Origin of the sequence: Enterobacter sp. DC4, assembly GCF_000568095.1 — a bacterium.
GTDB classification, from domain to species: domain Bacteria; phylum Pseudomonadota; class Gammaproteobacteria; order Enterobacterales; family Enterobacteriaceae; genus Enterobacter; species Enterobacter pseudoroggenkampii.
This window is the reverse complement of the sequence record NZ_AZUB01000002.1, coordinates 631366-654040: the sequence shown is the minus strand read 5'-3', so window position 1 is coordinate 654040 and position 22675 is coordinate 631366. Positions and strand designations below refer to the sequence as shown.

At 56.8% G+C, this 22675-nt stretch carries 19 protein-coding genes; 11 read left to right on the top strand and 8 right to left on the bottom strand.

What is annotated here, in order from left to right; genetic code table 11:
* Positions 1-6: 6 nt before the first annotated feature.
* Positions 7-1098, top strand: coding sequence for an alkylhydroperoxidase domain protein (locus P349_RS15230; RefSeq protein WP_032647371.1), 1092 nt, complete (start codon positions 7-9; stop codon positions 1096-1098).
* A gap of 6 nt (positions 1099-1104) precedes the next feature.
* Here P349_RS15230 and araJ read toward each other — a convergent pair whose 3' ends face one another.
* Together araJ and P349_RS15240 are read right to left on the bottom strand one after the other, a co-directional pair.
* Positions 1105-2280, bottom strand: coding sequence for an MFS transporter AraJ (gene araJ / locus P349_RS15235; RefSeq protein ID WP_032647372.1), 1176 nt, complete (start codon positions 2278-2280; stop codon positions 1105-1107).
* Positions 2281-2400: 120 nt separating this feature from the next.
* Entirely contained in the window at positions 2401-3045 is a 645-nt protein-coding gene (locus tag P349_RS15240; RefSeq protein ID WP_032647374.1) for a QnrE family quinolone resistance pentapeptide repeat protein, read from the bottom strand.
* 178 nt (positions 3046-3223) lie between these two features.
* Between P349_RS15240 and ppk2 the strand changes: the two genes are divergently transcribed.
* Positions 3224-4066: a polyphosphate kinase 2 gene (gene ppk2, locus P349_RS15245; protein ID WP_032647376.1), complete on the top strand. Its 843-nt coding sequence runs from the start codon at positions 3224-3226 to the stop codon at positions 4064-4066.
* Between the two features lie 58 nt (positions 4067-4124).
* Here the strand turns inward: ppk2 and fdnI are convergent, their stop codons facing one another.
* The 3 genes from fdnI to fdnG are packed head-to-tail and all read right to left on the bottom strand — an operon-like array spanning position 4125 to position 8717.
* The gene (gene fdnI, locus P349_RS15250; RefSeq protein ID WP_032647378.1) at positions 4125-4781 is read right to left on the bottom strand and encodes a formate dehydrogenase-N subunit gamma; all 657 of its coding nucleotides are present in this window, start codon (positions 4779-4781) and stop codon (positions 4125-4127) included.
* Positions 4774-5658, bottom strand: a complete 885-nt coding sequence (gene fdxH, locus P349_RS15255; protein WP_032647380.1) for a formate dehydrogenase subunit beta — start codon at positions 5656-5658, stop codon at positions 4774-4776. The genes fdnI and fdxH overlap by 8 nt, the downstream gene beginning before the upstream one ends.
* Positions 5659-5669: 11 nt before the next feature.
* Positions 5670-8717 carry a formate dehydrogenase-N subunit alpha gene (gene fdnG / locus P349_RS15260; RefSeq protein ID WP_152540062.1) on the bottom strand — a complete coding sequence of 1016 codons (3048 nt, stop codon included), beginning with the start codon at positions 8715-8717 and terminating at the stop codon, positions 5670-5672.
* Positions 8718-8938: 221 nt separating this feature from the next.
* Between fdnG and yddG the strand changes: the two genes are divergently transcribed.
* The gene (gene yddG, locus P349_RS15270) at positions 8939-9817 is read left to right on the top strand and encodes an aromatic amino acid DMT transporter YddG (RefSeq protein ID WP_032647383.1); all 879 of its coding nucleotides are present in this window, start codon (positions 8939-8941) and stop codon (positions 9815-9817) included.
* 629 nt (positions 9818-10446) lie between these two features.
* Complete coding sequence (locus P349_RS15275) at positions 10447-11556, top strand: porin OmpC (RefSeq protein WP_032647384.1); 1110 nt, start codon at positions 10447-10449, stop codon at positions 11554-11556.
* A gap of 49 nt (positions 11557-11605) precedes the next feature.
* On the opposite strand, the gene P349_RS15280 is transcribed toward P349_RS15275, so the two are convergent.
* Positions 11606-12550, bottom strand: a complete 945-nt coding sequence (locus tag P349_RS15280) for a LysR substrate-binding domain-containing protein (protein WP_032647386.1) — start codon at positions 12548-12550, stop codon at positions 11606-11608.
* A 170-nt stretch (positions 12551-12720) separates the two neighbouring features.
* Here P349_RS15280 and P349_RS15285 point away from each other — a divergent pair, with 170 nt between their 5' ends.
* The 7 genes from P349_RS15285 to P349_RS15315 are packed head-to-tail and all read left to right on the top strand — an operon-like array spanning position 12721 to position 19171.
* The gene (locus tag P349_RS15285; RefSeq protein ID WP_032647388.1) at positions 12721-13671 is read left to right on the top strand and encodes a branched-chain amino acid ABC transporter permease; all 951 of its coding nucleotides are present in this window, start codon (positions 12721-12723) and stop codon (positions 13669-13671) included.
* Between the two features lie 8 nt (positions 13672-13679).
* Positions 13680-14786 carry a branched-chain amino acid ABC transporter permease gene (locus P349_RS15290; protein ID WP_032647390.1) on the top strand — a complete coding sequence of 369 codons (1107 nt, stop codon included), beginning with the start codon at positions 13680-13682 and terminating at the stop codon, positions 14784-14786.
* The gene (locus P349_RS15295) at positions 14783-15550 is read left to right on the top strand and encodes an ABC transporter ATP-binding protein (protein WP_032647391.1); all 768 of its coding nucleotides are present in this window, start codon (positions 14783-14785) and stop codon (positions 15548-15550) included. Before P349_RS15290 ends, P349_RS15295 begins: the two co-directional genes overlap by 4 nt.
* Positions 15543-16262: an ABC transporter ATP-binding protein gene (locus P349_RS15300; RefSeq protein ID WP_032647393.1), complete on the top strand. Its 720-nt coding sequence runs from the start codon at positions 15543-15545 to the stop codon at positions 16260-16262. The genes P349_RS15295 and P349_RS15300 overlap by 8 nt, the downstream gene beginning before the upstream one ends.
* Before the next feature lie 28 nt (positions 16263-16290).
* The gene (locus P349_RS15305) at positions 16291-17448 is read left to right on the top strand and encodes a branched-chain amino acid ABC transporter substrate-binding protein (RefSeq protein WP_032647394.1); all 1158 of its coding nucleotides are present in this window, start codon (positions 16291-16293) and stop codon (positions 17446-17448) included.
* A gap of 17 nt (positions 17449-17465) precedes the next feature.
* The gene (locus P349_RS15310) at positions 17466-17948 is read left to right on the top strand and encodes an L-2-amino-thiazoline-4-carboxylic acid hydrolase (protein ID WP_032647396.1); all 483 of its coding nucleotides are present in this window, start codon (positions 17466-17468) and stop codon (positions 17946-17948) included.
* Positions 17945-19171, top strand: coding sequence for a Zn-dependent hydrolase (locus P349_RS15315; protein WP_032647399.1), 1227 nt, complete (start codon positions 17945-17947; stop codon positions 19169-19171). The genes P349_RS15310 and P349_RS15315 overlap by 4 nt, the downstream gene beginning before the upstream one ends.
* A 39-nt stretch (positions 19172-19210) precedes the next feature.
* On the opposite strand, the gene P349_RS15320 is transcribed toward P349_RS15315, so the two are convergent.
* Positions 19211-21094 (bottom strand): potassium transporter Kup, encoded by a 1884-nt coding sequence (locus P349_RS15320; protein ID WP_032647843.1) that lies wholly within the window; start codon positions 21092-21094, stop codon positions 19211-19213.
* 77 nt (positions 21095-21171) lie between these two features.
* Positions 21172-22659: an MFS transporter gene (locus P349_RS15325; RefSeq protein ID WP_032647401.1), complete on the bottom strand. Its 1488-nt coding sequence runs from the start codon at positions 22657-22659 to the stop codon at positions 21172-21174.
* Positions 22660-22675: the final 16 nt, after the last annotated feature.

The following is a 22675-nucleotide window of genomic DNA, read 5'->3' as shown; positions in this document are numbered from 1 at the left end:
ATACCTATGTCATTAAGTCACGACATTCTCGCCGAGCTAGCGGAAATTAAACCCGGTTCCCCTCTGGCAGAGGCGCGCGCCACGCGGGACGCCGCCACGCGCCACGCACAGGGCAGCTACGAAATCTTATTTACCCAGCAGGATAGCGATTTTGCGCTGGACGAGCGCTTCGCCGTGGCGGCAAAAGTCGCCAGGTGGCACAACGCGGAGGCGCTGGCCGCGCACTATGCGGGGTTTGGCCTGGCCGACCCGACCTCTGAACGCCTGACCCCGGCGCTCAATTTCGCGCGGCTGCTGACCTTCTCCCCCGTCGAAGCCACGCCGGCATCGTTAAGGGCGCTGACCCAGGCGGGATGGAGCAAGGAAGGCATCGTGACCCTGGCGCAGCTTATCGCGTTTGTCAGCTTCCAGAGCCGACTGATTGCCGGGCTGCGGCTGCTGAACGACAGGCCTGTCGCCAAAAGCGATGCGCCGGTGGCGGCAGGCATCTGGCACACGACCGCCACCACGGCCACCGGAAAGGCGGCTCCCGTCGCGTTTACCCAGCAGGAGCTGGGATGGGAGCCATGGATAGCAGCAAAACCGCTGGCGGATTTTCGTGACGATGAGGTTGCCATCCTTGCAAAATTTGGCCATACCGATTCCGACTATTTCCGCCTGCTGGGGCGCAACCTGCCGGTGCTTGAACAGCGTACGCTAACGGATAAAGGGATTTTTTATACGCCGGGGGGATTGCCGCGCGCCGAGCGCGAGCTGGCGGCAACGGTCGCCAGTAAAATTAACGGCTGCATCTACTGCGCATCTGTCCATGCGCGGAAAGCCAGCCAGCTGTCAAAGGATGATCCGGCAGTAGAGGCCCTGCTGGCCGTGCGTCCGGGACAATCCCTGAGCGAGGGACAATCTGCGCGCTGGCAGGCGGAAATCGATTTTGCAGCGGCGCTGTCGGTTACCCCACCTGCCGCCACGCCGCTGCACCTTGCCGCGCTGGAAAAAGAGGGGCTGGACACCTTAGCCCAGCTTGACCTGGTGCAGTCCGCCGCGTTCTTCGCCTGGGCCAACCGCCTGATGCTGACCCTGGGTGAGCCCTGGCTTGCCTGAATTCAATCAGGCTAGCGCACGCGCGTTAGCCTGAGCCCGTCTGGCCCGCAGGTAACCGTAGATCAACAGCGCGCTCATGGCAGAGAACGAGAGTATCGCCGCAGGCAGCGTGACGTAGCGCCAGCTAAAGCCGAGGGTAATCATCATGCCACCAAAGTACGCCCCGATCGCGCTACCGAGATTAAATGCCATCTGCCCCCCTGCCGCCCCCAGCATTTCGCCACCCTTCGCATTTTGCAGAAGCAGGATCTGCAGCGGCGCAGAGAGCGCGAACAGCCCGGCACAGCAGATAAAGCCCATGATCAGCGAGGCCGTTTTGAGTTCACCACAGGCGAAAAGCAGCAGCAGCGAGGCGACAATCACCATGTCGGTGGTCGCCGCAATGCGCAGCGGGCTAAAACGCCCCGAGAGTTTGCCGCTCAACAGGTTGCCCAGCACCATGCCAAGCCCCATCAGCATCATGATGATCGTCATCACGCCTTCGGTGAAGCCTGAAACGTTGACCATAAACGGTTTAACGAAGCTGAACCACGCGAACACCCCGGCGTTGCCAAACATGGTGGCGGCAAAAATCAGCCAGGGTTCTGGTTTTTTCAGAAAGTGGAACTGCTCGGTCAATTTGATTTCCGATGTGTCGTGGATGTCCGGCACCCAGAGCAGAACCGAGAGGATCACCAGCGCGTCGAACACCGCAATCAGGAAAAAGGTATAACGCCAGCTGAACTGGTGCCCCAGCCAGGTACCCAGAGGGACGCCTACCAGGTTGGCCACGGTCATCCCGGCGATCATTCCCGCTACTGCGACCGTCACCTTCCCCGGCGGCGCAATTTTAGAGAGGATAATCGCCCCGACGCCGAAAATCGCGCCGTGCGGAAAACCGGAAATTAAGCGTCCCGTCGCCAGCCAGAAATATGATGATGAAAAGGTAAACAGGGCGTTCCCCACCGCGCACAGGGCAACCAGAAACAGCAGCGTCGTTTTTAACGAGAACTTGCCTGAGAACAGCGCCATAATCGGGGCGCCAATCACCACGCCGAAGGCATAAAACGAGATCATATTCCCGGCGGAGGGAATCGAAATACCGGTGTCATGCGCCAGCTCGGTTAACACGCCCATAATGCCAAACTCAGCCATGCCCAAGCCAAATGTGCCAAGCGCCAACGAAAATATTGTCTTTTTCATACCTCAACCACGGGTTAATCACTCGCAGCGGGCATTATTGAATAATCTTGTATGGTGAGCCAGTTCAAACTGGCAGACTGACACGTTAATCCATTTATACAGCGCAGACTGTGAATATTGTCAGCCGATAATCGCGATGCCAAGGCGTTCCATAATTTGCGACACTTGATAACTGTCCAGCTTAACGCCCTGTAGATCAGTGCCACGCACGTCCAGTTCACCCAGTTCCGAATTGGTTAAATCGCAGTGTGTGAAATTTGCTGCACGCCAGTCAAATGAAGAAAACTCGCCGCCTGACATATCCGAACCACTGAAAGTTGCCCCCAGGATCTGCGCGCCGTTCCAGCGGTTTTCCCACAACTCGCATTTTTCCAGAACCACCTTCGAAAAATTGGCATAGCTCAGGTTGCTTTTTGTTATATAAGCACTGCAAAACCAGGTACGCGTGGTGATCATGTTCATAAAGCTGGCACCGCGAAAATCAGCCCCTTGCGCCCTGCATTCACGGATTTCGATGCCTAAGGCATTCGAATGCCTGAAATCTGCCATCGATAAATCGCAGCTTTTGAAAATAGCATCTTTAAGCTGCGCCCGAGTAAACTTAGCGCCCTGCTGGCTTTCCCGGTCATAGAACTGACAGCCGATAAACTCCGTGCTGGTTAAATCCGTGCCTGAAAAGTCGCAGTTACGAAAGATCGCATTCTCTATTTTCTCGCCGGTAAAACGAGTACGACCGATTTTTTCGCCCTCAAAAATCAATGCCATCACACCACCTGTTTATTCATACAGTACCATTCACCATTCTACCTCGTTCCCTGATGAAGAGAAACACGCTTATCAGACACACATATCAAAAATTCCCGCGAAGGTTGCAGGTCAGCATTACACTTCAAAGTGTTAGTTCCTTCTATGCACATCACACGTTCCGGAGATGAGGATTATCATGGGAAACGCAAAACAGAATAAAACCAAAGCAGTGACCGTGACCAAAGCGAGTGTAGATAGCGTGGTTAAACCCGTGCTGAAGACGAAAGAGTACGAAAAAGAACTTCGTCGCCTGCACGTTGAACTGGTTAAGCTCCAGCAGTGGGTCGTCGCCAAAGGACTCAAAGTGTGTATTGTTTTTGAAGGACGCGACGGTGCCGGTAAAGGCGGCACCATCAAAGCGATCACCGAGCGCGTCAGCCCTCGCGTGTTTCGCGTTGTTGCGCTCCCTGCCCCAACTGAAAAAGAAAAAAGCCAGCTCTACTTCCAGCGCTATGTGCCGCACCTGCCTTCAGCAGGCGAGATCGTGATATTCGATCGCAGCTGGTATAACCGCGCGGGTGTCGAACGGGTAATGGGATTCTGCACTGAGGAACAGGTGGAGAAATTTTTGGATGGCGCACCGGTGATGGAAAAAGCGATGGTCGATGCCGGAATTATCCTGCTGAAGTACTGGCTGGAGGTGACGCCTAAAGAGCAAGAGCGTCGCCTGCGCGACCGTATTAACGATGGTCGTAAGATCTGGAAGCTATCGCCGATGGATATTAAATCCTTTAACCTGTGGGACGAGTATACCCTCGCGCGCGACGCCATGTTTGAAGCCACCGATACCGCATGGGCGCCGTGGTTTGTGGCACGTTCAGAAGATAAAAAACGCGTGCGACTGAATATTATTTCGCACCTGCTTTCGCAGATCCCGTATAAAGAAATACACGTCGACAAGGTGGATTTACCGAAACGCAAAATCGGCAAAGTCAAACCCACAAAATATCCGTTCCGCTATGTGGAGGAGCGGTTTTGATTTGAAGAGTAGGCCCGCGCAAGCGCAGCGCCGCCGGGCAAAGCCGACGGCGCAGGGTTTACTTCAATCCTTCCGTACTTTCCTGTTTCGCTTCCAGACGCTCCACATCACGGTACCAGCGAGGGTGGTGTTTCTGCGCCCAGCGGCGGCTCACCTTCCCTTCAATCATCCCTTTGATTGACCCTTTCACCCAGAACGCCATATACATATGGATCAGGATGGCGTGGATCAAAATGATGGCCGACGTGGCGTGGATAAGCAGCGCGTAACGCACCACCTGAATCGGGAAGTAGTGGGCAAAATACGGACGCCAGATAATGACTCCGGTCACCAGCAGCACAAAAATCATGCTCATGATGGTCCAGAACATCATCTTCTGGCCGGCGTTGTATTTCCCCACCTTCGCCACTTTATGCTCGTTACCTTTCAGGACTTCAACAATCCCTTTCACCCACGGGATATCCTGCTTGTCCGGGATGTTGTGATGAACAAAACGTACGAACATAAACATCAGCACCACGAAGATCAGCACGCCGAAGAATGGGTGCAGAATGCGCCCCATTTGCGGCGTACCGAAGGTTTCGGTCAGCCACTGCAGCGTCGGGAAGAAGAACGAAATCCCCGACACCGCCACCAGGAAGAAGCAGATCACCACCGTCCAGTGACAGGCGCGATCGACAAACTTCGTGCGCACTATCATTTTCGACTTACTCATGATGCTCCTCCTCGTCGTCATCCACCTCTTTGTTTGGCCCAATACCGATGTAGTGATAAATCAGCCCCGCAAAGGTCGCGATAAAGCCCGCCGCCGAGAGCGGTTTAAGTGCCCCTTTCCACAGGTTGATGGACGTATCGATCGCCGGATCCTTCGGCAGTTTGTGGTACAGCTCCGGCTGGTCACTGTGGTGCAGCACGTACATCACGTGGGTACCGCCCACGCCCTGCGGGTTGTAAATGCCCGCTTTGTCGTAGCCCCGCGCTTTGAGCTTATCGACGCGCTGCTGCGCCACGTCCAGCATCTCTTTTTTGGTGCCGAAGTGGATCGCCCCGGTGGGACATGTCTTCACGCACGCAGGCTCCTGCCCGACGCTGACGCGGTCCACGCACAGGGTGCATTTGTATACCCGGTTATCCTCTTTATTGAGGCGCGGAATATTAAACGGACAGCCCGCGATGCAGTAGCCACAGCCGATGCAGTTGTCCTGCTGGAAGTCGACGATCCCGTTGGCGTACTGAATAATCGCGCCCGCTGAAGGGCACGCCTTCAGGCAGCCCGGATCTTCACAGTGCATGCAGCCATCTTTGCGGATCAGCCACTCCAGCCTGCCGTTCTGGTCGGTTTCGCTAAAACGCATCACCGTCCAGGATTTGGCGCTCAGATCCGCCGGATTGTCGTAGACACCCACGCAGTGCCCGACCTCATCGCGGATATCGTTCCACTCTGAGCACGCTACCTGGCAGGCCTTGCAGCCCACGCAGGAGGAGACGTCGATAAGCTTGGCGACTTCTGCCTTGTAGTCCCGCGCGCGAGGCGCGGGCGTTATCGGGTTAGTCGCGGAGCGTTTGATAATGTCTTGTGTTTCCATCGCCATTGAATCGCTCCTTACGCTTTCTCGATGTTGACCAGAAACGCTTTGTATTCCGGCGTTTGCGAATTGGAATCGCCGACGTTTGGCGTCAGGGTATTGGCGATGTAGCCTTTCTGCGCCACGCCTTCAAAGCCCCAGTGAAGCGGGATACCGACGGTTTCCACCTGCTGACCATGCACGTTCAGACTTTGCAAACGACGGGTCACCACCGCCACCGCGCGAATAAAGCCGCGCTTGCTGCTCACCTTCACGCGGTCGCCGTTGGCAATACCTTTCGCCTTAGCCAGCGTCTCGCTGATCTCCACAAACTGCTCCGGCTGCGCGATGGCGTTCAGCCGCGCGTGCTTGGTCCAGGTGTGGAAATGCTCGGTCAGGCGGTAGGTCGTTCCCACGTACGGGAATTTGTCCTTTTTGCCTAAGCGCAGGACGTCGTCTTCGTAGATACGCACCACCGGGCTGGAGACCACGTTCGGGTGCAGCGGGTTGGTCCCCAGTGGCGTTTCCATCGGCTCGTAATGCTCCGGGAACGGCCCTTCCGCCAGCTTGTCGAGCGCAAACAGGCGCCCCAGCCCTTCCGGCTGCATGATAAACGGCCCGGTGTTACTGCCCGGCGCGGCGGTGTTGTAGTCCGGGATATCGTTCCCCGTCCATTTCGCCCCGTTCCACTGGATCAGCATGCGCTTCGGATCCCACGGCTTGCCGTTGATGTCTGAAGACGCACGGTTGTACAGCACGCGACGGTTCAGCGGCCACGCCCATGCCCAGCCCAGCGTATTGCCCAGCCCGGAAGGGTCAGCGTTGTCACGGTTGGCCATCTGGTTACCCTGCTCCGTCCAGCTGCCGGTGTAGATCCAGCAGGACGACGCCGTCGTGCCGTCGTCGCGCAGCAGCGCGAAGCTGTTCAGCAGTTGGCCTTTCTTCGCCACCAGATTGCCGTTAGCATCATAGAGATCCGCCAGCGCCATGCCGTTGTTCTCTTTCGCGACTTCTTCAGACTCGGGACGATCCGGCTGCTTGTAGCTCCAGCTCATCTTCAGCAGCGGCTCAGCGCCTTTGCCGCCTTCGGTGCGGTACATCTCGCGCAGACGATGGTAAATCCCGGCAAGGATTTCGCCGTCGTTACGCGCTTCCCCCGGAGCGTCCTGGCCTTTCCAGTGCCACTGCAGCCAGCGGCCGGAGTTGGCTATCGAGCCGTCCTCTTCGGCAAAACAGGTGGACGGCAGGCGGAACACTTCGGTCTGAATCGATGCCGGATCGACATCGTTTGATTCCCCGTGGTTCTGCCAGAAGGTGGAGGTCTCGGTCACCAGCGGATCGATCACAACCATGTACTTCAGCTTGCTGAGGCTACGCACAACCTTGTTTTTGTCCGGGAAGGAGGCCACCGGGTTAAAGCCCTGGCAGATATACCCCGTGACGTTGCCCTTATCCATCATGTTGAAATACTTGATGACGTCGTAAGCCTGGTCCCACTTCGGCAGCCACTCAAAGCCCCAGTCGTTCTCTTTCTGCGCCGCGTCGCCGTAGAAGGATTTCATCAGGCTGACGTAGAACTTCGGATAGTTGCTCCAGTAGTTCACCTGGTCCGGCAGCGTCGCTTTTGGCGTATTCGCCGCCAGATAACTTTGCAGATCCGTCTGCTTTTCAGACGGCAGCGTCAAATAGCCCGGCAGGTTGGTCGACAGCAGGCCGAGGTCGGTGAGTCCCTGAATATTGGAGTGACCGCGCAGCGCGTTCACGCCGCCCCCCGCCATGCCCATGTTGCCGAGCAGCAGCTGGATCATCGCCATGGTGCGGATGTTCTGCGCGCCAACGGTGTGCTGCGTCCAGCCCAGCGCGTACAGGAACGTGGTGGTTCTGTCGGCGGCGCTGGTGGAGGCCAGCACTTCACACACCTTCAGGAAGTCCGCTTTCGGCGTGCCGCAGATGTTTTCCACCACCTCCGGCGTATAGCGGGAAACGTGCTGCTTCAGCAGGTTCCACACGCAGCGCGGATGCGTCAGGGTTTCATCACGCATCGCATAGCCATTTTCATCGAACTGATAGTTCCAGGAGGACTTATCGTACTGCCGTTTTTCGGCGTCATAGCCGCTAAACAGTCCGTCATCGAAGGCAAAGTCATCCCGCACCAGCAGGTTCGCGTTGGTGTAGTGCTTAACGTATTCCGCGTTAATTTTGTTGTTTTCGATCAGGTACAGCAGCACGCCGGACAGGAACGTAATGTCCGTACCGGAGCGGATTGGCGCATAGATATCGGCCACCGATGCCGTGCGCGTAAAGCGCGGATCGACGACGATAAGCGTCGCATCGTTGTTGTTTTTCGCCTCCATCGCCCAGCGGAACCCCACCGGATGGGCTTCAGCGGCGTTACCGCCCATCACCACCACGACGTTCGCGTTTTTGATATCAACCCAGTGGTTGGTCATCGCACCGCGACCAAATGTTGGAGCAAGACTTGCTACCGTTGGTCCGTGTCAGACGCGCGCCTGGTTGTCTACCGCCAGCATGCCGAGAGAGCGCACAAATTTTTGCGTCAGCATGCCGGTTTCATTACTTGCCGCAGACGCGCACAGCATCCCGGTGGAAAGCCAGCGGTTAACCGTTACGCCCTGCGCGTTCTTTTCTATAAAGTTGGCGTCGCGGTCGGCTTTCATTAATTTGGCAATACGGGAGAAGGCCTCATCCCAGGAGATACGCTGCCATTTATCAGAACCCGGCGCGCGGTATTCCGGGTAGCGCAGGCGATTTTCGCTGTGAACATAGTCCAGCAGCCCCGCTCCTTTCGGGCAAAGCGCCCCGCGGCTCACCGGATGATCCGGATCCCCTTCAATATGGTAAATCGCTTCTCTGGCGTTCTTTGCGCCATCGCCCAGGCTATACATCAAAAGCCCACAACCTACGGAGCAGTATGTGCAGGTGTTACGGATCTCTTTCGCGCGCAGCAGCTTATAGTTGCGTGCCTGAGCCAGCGCCATTTTGGGAGCAAATCCCAGCATTGCGGCTGTTGTTCCGGCCATACCGCCCGCGCAGATTTTAAAAAATTGTCTGCGGCTGACGTCCATCGTTGTCCTCGTATTCGTATAAGACTTCGCGCCGCAAACTAGCAGTAAAGTCCCTGATTTTTTTGCGTCAAATCAAGGTCATCTGTCTTCCCCCCCTTAATAGTCACCCCCGGAACATTTCATTACCCCTTTTTGATTAACGGCTTAAGAGAATAATTCACGACAGCGACAGGCGTAATGCGATACATTTTTCCTTTGATTTTTATTGCAATGGCGAAGTAATGGACAGAAAAAAGGCAACGCTTATTGGGTTGGCGGCAATACTGTTATGGAGCACCATGGTCGGCCTTATTCGCAGCGTGAGTGAGGGACTGGGGCCGGTAGGCGGTGCGGCGATGATCTACACCCTCAGCGGATTACTGTGTCTGGTGACGGTAGGATTTCCTGATATCAGACGGTTCTCGCCGCGGTATCTTATTGCGGGTAGCGTTTTATTTGTCAGCTACGAAATATGCCTGGCGCTGTCGCTGGGCTATGCCGCAACGCGATCGCAGGCGATTGAAGTCGGTATGGTGAATTACCTTTGGCCAAGCCTGACCATTGTGTTTGCCATTTTGTTCAACGGACAGAAATCTACCCTGTGGGTGATCCCCGGCCTGGTCATATCGCTGCTGGGCGTCTGCTGGGTATTGGGCGGTGAACAGGGTTTACATCTTGATGAAATAACCCGCAATATCGTTTCCAGCCCACTGAGCTACGCGCTGGCGTTTGCCGGGGCATTTATCTGGGCCGCCTACTGCACTGTCACCAGCAAATTTGCGAAAGGACAAAACGGCATCACCCTGTTCGTTTTGCTGACCGCGCTGAGTCTGTGGGTGAAATATGTCCTGAGCGATCAGCCAGAGATGGTGTTCACGCTTCCGGTAGTGGTGAAACTCGTCATGTGCGGCATTGCCCTTGGGTTTGGATACGCCGCATGGAATATTGGCATCCTGCACGGTAACGTCACGGTTCTGGCTGCCGTATCCTATTTTACCCCGGTCCTTTCAGCCGCGCTTGCCGCCGCAGTGCTGAGTTCCCCCCTCTCATTCTCGTTCTGGCAAGGCGCCCTGATGGTCTGCGCCGGGTCGTTACTCTGCTGGTACGCAACAAGAAAATAATGCTTTCACGCACGGCCGGGTAAATTTCAACCCGGCAACATAATTAACATAAATTTAAAGTGTGATCGCACCTCAGAATATTTATCCTAATAATAGGATGTCTGTTTAATTTCGGTTTATATTTGGCACCTTCTGTAAACGCTCAACAAGATAATTGACACAAACTGACAACGACATGAAACTAGTCAACCATGAATATTAACATTATGGATAGCATTGAATGTAATAATTAAATCCTGACATATCCATGGAAATATTCGTAATATACGTTTAAACCCTCACCTAACTCACTGTTATTAAGCCCAAAAACTAATAACACCCCCTCAACGCATCGGGAATACCGAAATCTAACTTAATATACTAAAACTTACAGAAATTATAGCGATGGCAATAGTCCCGCAGATAACACAATTAATAATCGTATAAAATTCGGGCGCCTTGTTTAAATAATCGCCTTTTCACACGATCGAGATCACACTAATTGAAATTATCTTTAATAATTTGAAACTTATTATTGAAATAAGACTACGAGATTTTTAAAAATAGCATGCCATTGACGAGCAGCCTCGTTTAGAAATCGTTCACAGTGGTTCAGGAAATACTGAAAAAAATTATAAGGAACATTTAAGATGAAACTTAAATTAGTTGCAGTGGCAGTCACTTCCATGCTGGCAGCAGGCGTTGTTAACGCTGCCGAAATTTACAACAAAGACGGTAACAAGCTGGATCTGTACGGTAAAGTAACAGGTCTGCACTATTTCTCTGATGACGCTGGCGCAGATGGCGATAAAACCTACATGCGTATCGGCTTCAAGGGTGAAACCCAGGTTAACGATCAGCTGTCCGGTTACGGCCAGTGGGAATACCAGATTCAGGGCAACAAAGACGAAGGCGACAACCAGTCCTGGACGCGTGTGGCGTTTGCAGGTCTGAAGTTCGCGGAAGCAGGTTCATTCGATTACGGTCGTAACTACGGCGTGATTTACGACGTGACCTCCTGGACCGACGTGCTGCCAGAATTCGGCGGTGACACCTACGGCGCAGACAACTTCCTGCAGTCTCGTGCAAACGGCGTTGCAACCTACCGTAATCAGGACTTCTTTGGTCTGGTTGACGGCCTGAACTTTGCTCTGCAGTACCAGGGCAAAAACGGCAGCGTAAGCGGTGAAAACACCAGCGGTCGCAGCCTGCTGAACCAGAACGGCGACGGCTATGGCGCGTCCCTGACTTACGATCTGGGTGAAGGCTTCAGCGTGGGTGGTGCAATGTCCTCTTCCCGTCGTACCGCTGACCAGAATGCGGCTGGCGTATACGGTGAAGGCGACCGCGCTGAAGTATACAGCGGTGGTGTGAAATACGACGCGAACAACGTTTACCTCGCGGCGCAGTACTCTCAGACCTATAACGCAACCCGCTTCGGTACTTCTAACAACAAGCGTACCGACATTTACGGTTTTGCCAACAAGGCGCAAAACTTCGAAGTTGTGGCTCAGTATCAGTTCGACTTTGGCCTGCGTCCATCCATCGCTTACCTGCAGTCTAAAGGCAAAGACATCGAAAACTTCGGCGACCAGGATCTGGTTAAATACATCGATGTTGGCACGACCTACTATTTTAACAAAAACATGTCCACCTACGTGGATTACAAAATCAACCTGCTCGACGACAACAAGTTCACTCGCCAGGCAGGCATCGGTACCGACAACATCGTGGCGCTGGGTCTGACCTACCAGTTCTAAATATTGTCACTACAAAAGCCAGCTGAACAAGCTGGCTTTTTTTATCTTCCTATCCGGCTGACGACTCTCCGTTCGCAGCCCAACGAAGCCAGGTTTGCAGCAGCTTGCCGTCCTCGGTCATCTCTGAATCTGAACGCACGCAGAGGTGATAGTCGCGCCCGTCATCAATGGGTAAGTCAAATATCTTCACCAGCTCGCCGCTCTCAAGATACGGCGCAATCAGCGGCTCACGCATTAGCGCACAGCCCAGACCAGCCTGTACGCCCGCCAGCGTCAACAGTCCGTCTTCAAACAGCGGGCCGCTGCGCCGGAGAGGACGTTTTACCCCCTGCAACAAAAACCACTGCGTCCAGCTCGTACGCTCTTCATCGTGCAGCAGCGGCATTTGCAGCAACTGCTCAGGCGTATCGATATGGCCATGAATGCGTAAAAACGCACGGCTGCACACCGGCACCATCTGACCGGAAATCAACTTTTCGCTTTGATAGCCCGCCCACTGACCGTTTCCAAAACGAATCGACATATCCGACGCGTCGCTCAGATAGTTACGGTGGTTGGCATACACCACGTTGATCTCGGTTTGGGGATTGGCGCGCATAAACGCAGGTAAACGTGGGATGAACCACCCCATGCCAAAAAGCGGGATCAGGCTGATGGTGACCTGACGCGTTTGCGCCTGCTCCGCCAGGTGCTCCGTTGCCTGGCGCAGCACGTTAAACGCCGCGCGGATCGAGCGGTAATATTCACGTCCGTGCTGGCTCAGCACCAGCCTGCGCCCCTGACGCTCCGTGAGCGGCATTTGCAGATACCCTTCAAGCACCTTGAGCTGATGGCTTACCGCCGACGGAGAGATATCCAGCTCCTGCGCGGCCAGCGTGACGCTGCCCAGCCGGGCGATGGCCTCAAAGGCACGGACAGCCCGAAGCGGCGGATCGTTTGCCAGGCGACTGTCTGCATACGCGGACAAATCTGCCGATTGTTCTGTTTTATTCATATGTTGATTTCTTTAGGCTTTTTAGCCGGGAACGCGATTACATTATCTTTATACAAATCATTAAGATAAAGCAATGCCGGTTTATCATAAGAAATAATATATGTGTATTTTACAATTTAATTCATTTATCGGATGGTAGCCGCAGAAACAGCACTTTGCGGGTACAGACGTTGGATACACTCATACAACAACTGATCAACGGTGTGATGCTGGGAAGCATCTACGCGCTGATCGCGCTGGGCTATACCATGGTGTATGGCATCTTGCGCATTATTAACTTTGCTCACGGCGATATTCTGATGGTCGGTGCGCTCACCACGCTTTCCGCCATTAACGCCCTGAATACCACCTTTCCACACATGCCGCTGCTGTTGCAGCTTGGTGTTGCCCTGGTGATTGCCATGGCCGTTTGCGCCCTGCTGGCAATGGCCGTGGAGCGGTTTGCCTACCGTCGACTGCGTAACGCCCCACGCCTGGCACCGCTGATCTCGGGTATCGGCGTCTCGGTCCTGCTGCAAACCGTGGCGATGATTATCTGGACGCGCAACCCGCTGATGTTCCCGCAGATCCTGCCCATGGATCCGATCGCCGTGACGGCAGGAAGTGAACTGCATCCCCCTGCCATTGTGACCGTCACCGGCATTGTTACCGTGGCGCTGGCGCTTACGGTGATGACCGGGCTATGGCTGCTGGTAGAATACACCCGCCTGGGCCGCGGCATGCGCGCCGTGGCGGAAAACCCGCGCGTGGCCACGCTGATGGGGGTTAACCCCAATGCCATTATTACCCTGACGTTCGCCATTGGCGGCGTATTTGCCGCGCTGGCAGGCGTCATGATGGCCAGCAACTACGGCAACGCCAGCTTCTCAATGGGCTTTTTGCCCGGAATCAAAGCCTTTACCGCCGCCGTGCTGGGAGGCATTGGTAACATTCGTGGCGCAATGATTGGCGGGATCCTGCTCGGCATTATCGAAGCGCTGGGCGCAGGTTATCTGGGGGAACTCACCCACGGCGTCTTTGGCAGCAACTATCAGGATGTCTTTGCCTTTATGGTCCTGATCCTGGTGCTGGTCTTCCGTCCGGCTGGCCTGCTGGGCGAGCGCGTGGCGCACAGGGCGTAAGGAATACCATGACAACACTTCAACTTCAGGCCCCGACGACGACGCGCAAATTCTGGTCAGGCATGGTCCTGTTCTGCCTCGCGCTGCTGATTGCTCCCGTAATGGCCACGCAGCTTGGCGGCAACTACTGGGTACGTGTGATCGACTTCGCCCTGCTCTACATCATGCTGGCACTCGGGCTCAATATTGTGGTGGGCTATACCGGCCTGCTGGACATGGGCTTTATCGCCTTTTACGCGGTCGGCGCCTACCTTGCGGCACTAATGGCCTCCCCACACCTGCTGGCGGTATTTCCTGTCCTCAGCGTCTGGTTCCCGGACGGGCTGCACACCTCATATCTGCTGATTATTCCGCTGGCAGCGCTCGTCGCGGCGGTCTGCGGCATTTTACTCGGTGCTCCTACGCTCAAGCTGCGCGGGGACTACCTGGCGATAGTAACCCTCGGCTTTGGCGAAATTATCCGCATTCTGATGCGCAACCTCGACCGACCGGTGAACATCACCAACGGTGCGAAGGGTATTACCGGGGTGGATACGCTCAACCTGTTCGGCCTGAAGTTCAGCGGCGCATACCACTGGTTTGGTTTCAAAGTGCCCGCGCTGTGGCTGTGGTACTACCTGCTGATGCTGGTGATTGTGGCGATTATTTTTGTCTGCCTGCGCCTGCAGCATTCCCGTATTGGTCGCGCCTGGCACGCCATCCGTGAAGATGAGGATGTGGCACGCGCGATGGGCATCAACGTGCGTAACTATAAGCTGCTGGCCTTTGCGATGGGTGCCTCATTTGGCGGCGTGGCGGGTGCCCTGTTCGGCGCGTTTCAGGGCTTTGTCTCCCCGGAATCCTTCACGTTACAGGAATCCATTGCCGTGCTGGCGATGGTGGTGCTGGGCGGTATGGGACACATTCCTGGCGTGATCCTCGGCGCGATACTGCTTACCGCCCTGCCGGAACTGCTGCGCAGTCAGGCAGCGCCGGTTCAGCAGGCGCTGTTCGGTACGGTGCTGATTGACCCGGAAGTGCTGCGTCAGCTGTTTTACGGCCTGGCGCTGGTACTGGTCATGCTGGTGCGCCCGTCCGGGATCTGGCCGGTTCGCCACAAGGAGGTGAAAGCATGAGCCTGTTAACCGTACGCAACATGTCAAAACGCTTCGGCGGGCTTACCGCCGTGGATGACGTTTCGATCGCCGTGAACAAGGGTGAGATCTACGGCCTGATTGGTCCCAACGGGGCGGGAAAAACCACCTGTTTTAACCTGATCACCGGGCTTTATCCGGCGGACAGCGGTGAATTTTCGATTGCCGATAAGCCCTATTTCCCAAAGCACATTGAGAAAGTCACCGCCGCCGGGATTGCCCGCACGTTTCAGAACGTGCGCCTCTTTAACGACATGTCGGTGCTGGAAAATGTGATGGTGGGTCGCCACGTGCGCACCCTTAACGGCCTGTGGGCCGCGCTGAGCCGTCACAAACGCGCTCGCGAGGAAGAGAGGAAGACCCGGGAACTGGCCTGGCACTGGCTGGAGTACACCGGCATTGCCAGGTTCGCCCACTACCGCGCCTGCGATCTGGCCTATGGTCATCAACGCCGTCTGGAGATTGCCCGTGCGCTGGCAACGGATCCGCTGCTGCTGGCGCTGGACGAACCCGCCGCCGGGATGAACGCGGCGGAAAAAGTGGCGCTCGGCGAGCTGCTAATCCGCCTGCGCGATGATGGCAAAACCCTGCTGATGATTGAGCATGACGTCAAGCTGGTGATGGGCATCTGCGATCGCCTGACGGTGCTGGATTACGGCAAAACGCTCGCCAGCGGCACGCCGGAGAACGTACGTCGAGACCCGGCAGTGATCGCCGCCTGGCTTGGAGGCAACGCCCATGTCTGAGTTACTGAAGGTGGAACGTGTGGACGTGCATTACGGCGGTATTCAGGCCGTCCGGCATGTCTCTTTTACCCTGCGCGAGGGTGAACAGGCGACGCTGATCGGCGCTAACGGCGCGGGGAAAAGCTCCACCGTGCGCGCCATTACCGGACTGGAAAGCTTTAGCGGCAGTGTTGAATTCTGCGGTAAAGCGGTACGTAAACACAGCCCGGAGACCCTGCTTCGCGACGGACTGGTGATGGTCCCGGAGGGACGCGGGATCTTCTCCCGCATGACGGTCCTTGAAAACCTGCAGATGGGCGCCTGGCTCAGGCGTGACACTGTCACCATTAAGCGCGAAATGAACGAGATTTTCGAGCGCTTCCCGCGCCTGGGCGAACGCCAGCATCAGCTTGCCGGGCTACTGTCCGGCGGTGAGCAACAGCTGCTGGCCCTTAACCGCGCCCTGCTCAGCCGCCCGCGTCTGCTGATCCTCGACGAACCGTCGATGGGCCTTGCCCCGAAGATGGTCGAGAACATTTTTGTCGTGATCGCCGGGCTGCGCGAGCGCGGCGTTGCCCTGCTGCTCATCGAACAAAACGCCCGTCTCGCGCTGGAAGTCACCGACAGCGCGTGGGTGATGGACAGCGGCAGCATTGTTCATCATGGCGAATCGAAAGCGCTGCTCAATGACGACCAGATTGCACAGATTTATTTGGGCGAAATGCCCGTTTAACCACACCAGCCAACATCAGGGAAATACAATGAAAACAGTAAAAATCCGTGCGCTCAGCGCCGCTATCCTCCTCGGCAGTTTTGCCTCGACGGCCACGTGGGCCGCTGACAGCGAAACCGTGCTTATCGGTCTCGCGGGCCCGCTCACTGGTCCGTCCGCCCGTATCGGTAAAGATCTGGAGAACGGCGCGCAGCTGGCCATTGACGACATTAACAAGCAGCACCCGACCATCGGCGGCAAAGCGGTGACCTTCAAACTGCAGTCCGAAGACGATCAGTCCGACCCGCGCACCGCCGTGGCCGTCGCGCAGCGTCTGGTGGATAGCGGCGTGGCGGGCGTCGTCGGTCACTGGAACACCGGTACCAGCATTCCTGCCGCACGTGTCTATCACGATGCGGGCATCGCCCAGGTGGCACCGGTCGCGACCGGTCACGCCTATACGCAACAAGGTTTTGATACCAGCTTCCGCGTGATGGGACACGACGATGACGGCGGTCAGTTTGCCGGTCAGTACGCGGTGAATACGCTGAAAGCCAAACGCATTGCGGTGATCGACGACCGTACCGCATTTGGTCAGGGTCTGGCAGACCAGTTTATTAAATCGCTGGAAGCCCAGGGCGTGAAAATTGTCGATCGTCAGTACGTGGATGACAAAACGGTCGATTTTAGCGCCGTACTGACCGCCATCCGCAGTAAAAACGCCGATCTGATCTTCTTCGGCGGCGTCGACAGCCAGGCCGCACCGCTGGCGCGTCGCATCAAACAGCTGGGCATGAATGCCACGCTGATGGGCGCAGGCGGATTCGTCAGCCAGACGTTCCTCAAGCTGGCGCAGAAAGAAGGCGAAGGCGTTGTGGCGCTGGAGCCGGGTCTGCCCGTTGACCAGATGCCGGGCGGTAAAGCGTTCGAGCAGGCGTACCAGTCCCGCTACCACACCCATATCGAACTGCACGCCCCGTTCGCCTACGACGCCACGCGCGTGCTGGTAGCGGCAATGGAAAAAGCAAACTCCGTTGAGCCGTCCGACTATCTGCCCGCCCTGCGCGCCATCAGCTATTCCGGCGTCACCGGACAGATCGCGTTTGATAAAGAGGGCAACCTGAAATCGCCGTCGTTCACGGTCTACAAGGTGGTCGACGGCAAATGGCAGCCGCAGACCGTGCTGGGCGGCGCAAAAGCGAAGTAACGCAGCGAGGCAATGTGATGAGTGATAATAACGAGCTGGGCATTCTCGCCCGCCGCAAAATTGAAGCAGAAATTATTAAGCCAATTTATGAAATCCTGGTGCGCGAGATAGGGAAAGCCCGCGCCCAGGCGGTGATTGGCGAGGCCATTGAGCAGGCCGCGATTGACGCTGGTAAAGCGTTTGCCAACAAAGAACCCAACGGCGCGAACATCAAGAGCTTTATCGCCCTGCAGTATCTGTGGGAGAAGGATAACGCGCTGGAGGTGAAGGTGATCTACGCCGACGACCAGCAGTACAACTACAACGTGACCCGCTGTCGCTACGCGGAGATGTACCACGAGATGGGGCTGGGCGAGATTGGCCACCTGCTCTCCTGCGCGCGCGATGAAAAATTCATCGTTGGCTATGCGCCGGACGTTGAGCTAACCCGCACGACCACCATCATGCAGGGCGGTGCGTGCTGTGATTTCCGCTACCGCAGCAGCAAGGACAAGACATGATCCGCGTCAACGCCGAACGGCTGTGGTCAACGCTTGAGATGATGGCGCAGATCGGCGGCACGCCCGCCGGTGGCGTCACCCGTCTGGCATTGAGCGAGGAAGATCGTGTTGCGCGTAACCTGCTGCGCGACTGGGCGATGGACGCCGGTTTTACCTGTAACGTCGACAGCATGGGCAACATGTTTATCCGCCGCGCGGGAAAAAACCCGCAGCTTGCCCCGGTCATGACCGGTTCGCACGTGGATACCCAACCGCTGGGCGGGAACTATGACGGCGTTTACGGCGTGCTGGCCGGGCTGGAGCTGCTGCGTACCCTCAATGACCATCACGTTGAGACGGAGCGTGACATCGTGCTGGTGAACTGGACCAACGAAGAAGGCGCGCGCTTCGCGCCAGCCATGCTCGCTTCAGGGGTCTGGACGGGGCAGTTTAGCGAAGCGTACGCCCATGCCCGCGCGGATAGTAACGGTATCACCGTGGGTGAAGCGCTGGATAACATTGGCTACCGGGGTGAAGCCCCTGCCCGCGCGTTTCCGGTTCACGCCTGCTACGAGCTGCACATCGAACAGGGCCCGATCCTGGAAGACGAAGCCATCGATATCGGGCTCGTCCGCGCGGCAATGGGGCAGCGCTGGTTTACCCTGACGCTGGACGGATTCGCCGCTCACGCAGGCACGACGCCGATGCACAGCCGCCGCGACGCGCTGACCGCCTTCGCCGAGCTGGCATTGAAAGTGGAAGAGATTGGCTATCGGCATGCGCCGGACGGACGCGCGACGATCGGTATGGCGAAGGTTACGCCAAACTCGCGCAACGTCGTGCCGTCTCGCGTGGAATGCAGCGTGGAGTTTCGCCATCCGGCGCAGCAGGCTCTGGAAGCCATGGAAGCGGCGCTGCATAAGGTGGCTGAAAGCCTGAGCCTGTGCGGCGTGTCGGCTCTCGTTGAGCGCATTTTTGACTACGCGCCCATCGCGTTTGATGCTGAATGCCTCGCTCGTACGGAGAAGGCCGTGGCGGAACTGGGCTATTCGTCGAAACCGATGGTCTCCGGTGCGGGACACGACACCTGCTATGTGAGCAAAATTGCGCCCGCCAGCATGATCTTTATCCCCTGCGTGAAGGGCGTCAGCCATAACGAAGCGGAAAGGATCCTGCCGGAGTGGTCGGAGAAAGGGGCGAACGTGCTGTTGCACAGCGTCCTGTCCGCGGCCCAGGAGAGCTAGAACGGTGCGAAAGCAGAGGTCCTCTGCTTTCGCCAGAGTCTATACCGCAACGCGCCGGCTGATTTCAACCACCCGATCGCTGGGAAGGTGGTAGTGGTTAATGACGTGCGTGCAGTTGCGTTTCATGAAGGCAAAAATGTGCCGTTGCCAGGCCGCCATACCGGCCCCGCCTTCGCCTGCCACAATGGTTTCATGCCCGACATACCAGGTGGCATCATCCGTGGCAAAAAGCGCGTTAATCTCGCTGACCCCCTGTAACAACCGCGGAATGTCCGGGTGTTCCATAAAGCCATATTGCGCCACGCCGTGCCAGTAGCCCGGCGCGCGCTGTTCCACCCTGATACGCTGCTCTTCCCCGACGTAGGGCACATTGAGTATATCAATGGTCAGCGACAACACATCCTGCTGTAGCGCCCGGTTTCGCGCGACATGCCAGCGCATGACCGGTGGGATATTGTTCTGTGTACGGGTCAAAAACACGGCAGAGCCTACCACTCTGGGCACCGTCTTTTGCTGAAGCTGGGCAAAGAACGCATCCACGCTGACGCCCTTCTCGCCCACCGATGCGGAGACCGCCTTAACGCCGCGGTGCCAGATTAGCATCACCGTACAAATGGCTGCGGCCATCAGCAGCGGGATATAGCCACCCTCCAGGACTTTAATTAGATTGGCAAACAAGAAGGTGGCATCAATCACCAGGAAACAGAGGGCAATAAGCGCGCTGCTGACCCGGCTCCAGCGCCACACTTCCCGCATCGCCACAAACAACAGCCCCGTAGTCATCAGCATGGTTAACGACACGGCGATGCCGTACGCCGCGGCAAGCTTATCGGAGGATTTAAAGAACACCACCAGGCCAATCGTCACCACCATCAGCAGCCAGTTTATTATCCCGATATAAATCTGACCGTAGCTTTCTGCCGCCGTCTGTTTGATGCGTAACCGGGGTAACCAGCCAAGCTGAATGGCCTGGCGCGTCATGGAAAAAGCGCCGGTAATAATCGCCTGACTGGCAATGATCGTCGCCAGCGCGGCAAGAATGATGAGAGGAACCTGGAGAACAGGCGGACAGAGCGTGTAGAAAAGGTTTTGCTTGCTGTCGGCACCGGCCAGAATCAGCGCTGACTGGCCAGCATAGTTGAGCAGCAGCGAAGGAAAGACGATACCGTACCAGGCAAGCCAGATCGGCTTTTTACCAAAATGCCCCATGTCTGCATACAGGGCCTCGGCCCCCGTCACGCAGAGAAAAACGCCGCCCAGGACCAGGAAACTGGTATACCCGTTCGAAAACAAAAACGCGATGCCGTAAGCAGGATTAAGAGCCAACAGTACCGAGGGGTGCTGAAGGATCCCCCGCACGCCCAGGGCCGCAATCGCCAGGAACCACAGTGCCATCACCGGGCCAAATATCTTCCCTATGCGGGCGGTACCAAAAGGCTGGATAAGAAACAGCGCCAGCAACACTGCCACCGTCAGGGGTAATATGTACGGCTGGGACTCAGGGATCACCATCTCCAGTCCTTCAAGGGCGGAAAGCACGGAGATGGCCGGGGTGATCGCGCCATCACCGTATATCAACGCGGCGCCAATCAGGGCGGCAAAAATGACCCAGCGCCCGCCTTTGCCTTTCTCCACCAGAAGCGACATTAAGGCCATGATGCCCCCCTCGCCATGATTATCAATTCGCATGGCGAAGGCGGCATATTTTATGGATGTCACCAGGATGAGTGTCCAGGTGATCAGGGAGAGCAGGCCCAGTATGACGCCGGGCGTAGGGTCATGCTCAGAGAGCGAAAGTACCGTCCGAAAGGTATAAAGCGGGCTGGTGCCGATATCACCAAAAACGACGCCCAGCGCCCCCCCTGCAAGCAGGGTTAACCGGGAGAGCGGTTGGGACGGTTCACTGCTGTGGCGAAGGCTCATATTTTCCAGCAAGAGTCAGATAATCCTGTAAAAAACATAGCCCATCTGCCCCGCCCGCGCCAACCGCGCGCCCTGTATTACTGCGGCTTGACCTTCGCCAGGCTGAACCAGATCCCCACTGCCAACAGCAGCAGCATTCCGCCCGCGCTGCCCAGCGCCACGCTGTGCGAGGTGATAAACGCGCTTTTCGCCGCCTCAATCACCGACTCCGCCAGCGTCGGGGTCAGATCCTGCGCCACCTTCATCGCCTCACCAATGGATGACGAGGCTTTATCGACGAGCGAGGCATTCAGCCCTTGCGGCAGGTCAATCGACGCAGAGAAGCTGCGGGTCAACAGCAGACCAAAAATGGCGATCCCCAGTCCGGCCCCCAGTTCGTAGGACATGGTTTCAATTGCCCCTGCGGCGGCGGCTTTCTCTTTCGGCGCGGCCGCCATAATTGCCGAGGTCGAGGCCAGCAGCGCGCTGGCGGCACTGAAGCCGAGCAGCACCATCAGTCCCCACGCCTGCCACTGCTGTGTGCTGAAGTCGAGCATCGACAGGCCGATAAAGCTGACGGCGCTGAGCCCCATGCCGCCGGCCGCGACGATGCGTAACCCTAATCGCCCAACCAGCACGCCCGCGATCGGACCACTGAACCCGCTGGCGACCATCACCGGCAGCATGAACATGCCCGCTTCAAACGGCGTAAAGCCATGAACAAACTGCAGTTCCTGGGCCATCAGCAGCTCAAACCCGACCAGGGCAATCATGGCGGTCATCGCCATCACCACGCCGCTCAAAATGATGCGATGGCAGAAGAGACGCATGTCGATCATCGGTACGCGAGCGCGGAGCTGAATACGCACGAAGATAAACAGCAGTACCGAGCCGGTAATCAACGCGGACGCGACTATCCACGGTGACAGCGCGCCTTTCAGGGCGGTTTTCGCACTGTAGACCAGCAGTAAAATCGCCACAATCAGCATAATGGCATGGCTAATATTCAGCGGCTGCTCCGGGCGGCCGTGCTGAGGAGGCACAAAACGCGCGACCAGCGAAACCACCACCAGCACAATCGGCACGTTAATTAAAAACACCGATCCCCAGTAAAAATGCTCAAGCAGCATACCGCCAATCAACGGACCAAACGCCGCACCACCGGAACCGACCGCCGCCCAGACGCCGAGCGCAATATTACGATCCCGCGCGTCGATAAACAGCGTACGGATCCCAGCCAGCGTAGCCGGAATAATCATCGCCGCACCAATTGCCAGCGAGGCGCGCGCCGCAATCAGCCACCCTGCTGACGGGGCAAACGCTGCCGCCAGCGATGACAGGCCAAACAGCGTACTGCCGATCATCAACAGCCGTTTAAAACCGATACGGTCACCCAGGGCGCCCATCGGCAACACCATACCCGCCATCACCAGCGAGTAAATATCGATGATCCACAGCAATTCATTGCCGCTGGCACCCAGCGTCATGCTCAATGTCGGCGCCGCCACGTGCAGCACCGTCGCGTCGATCGCCACCGGGATATACACCAGCACGATAATCACTAACGCTAACCACTGACGAAACATAAATTTCCTTTTCTTT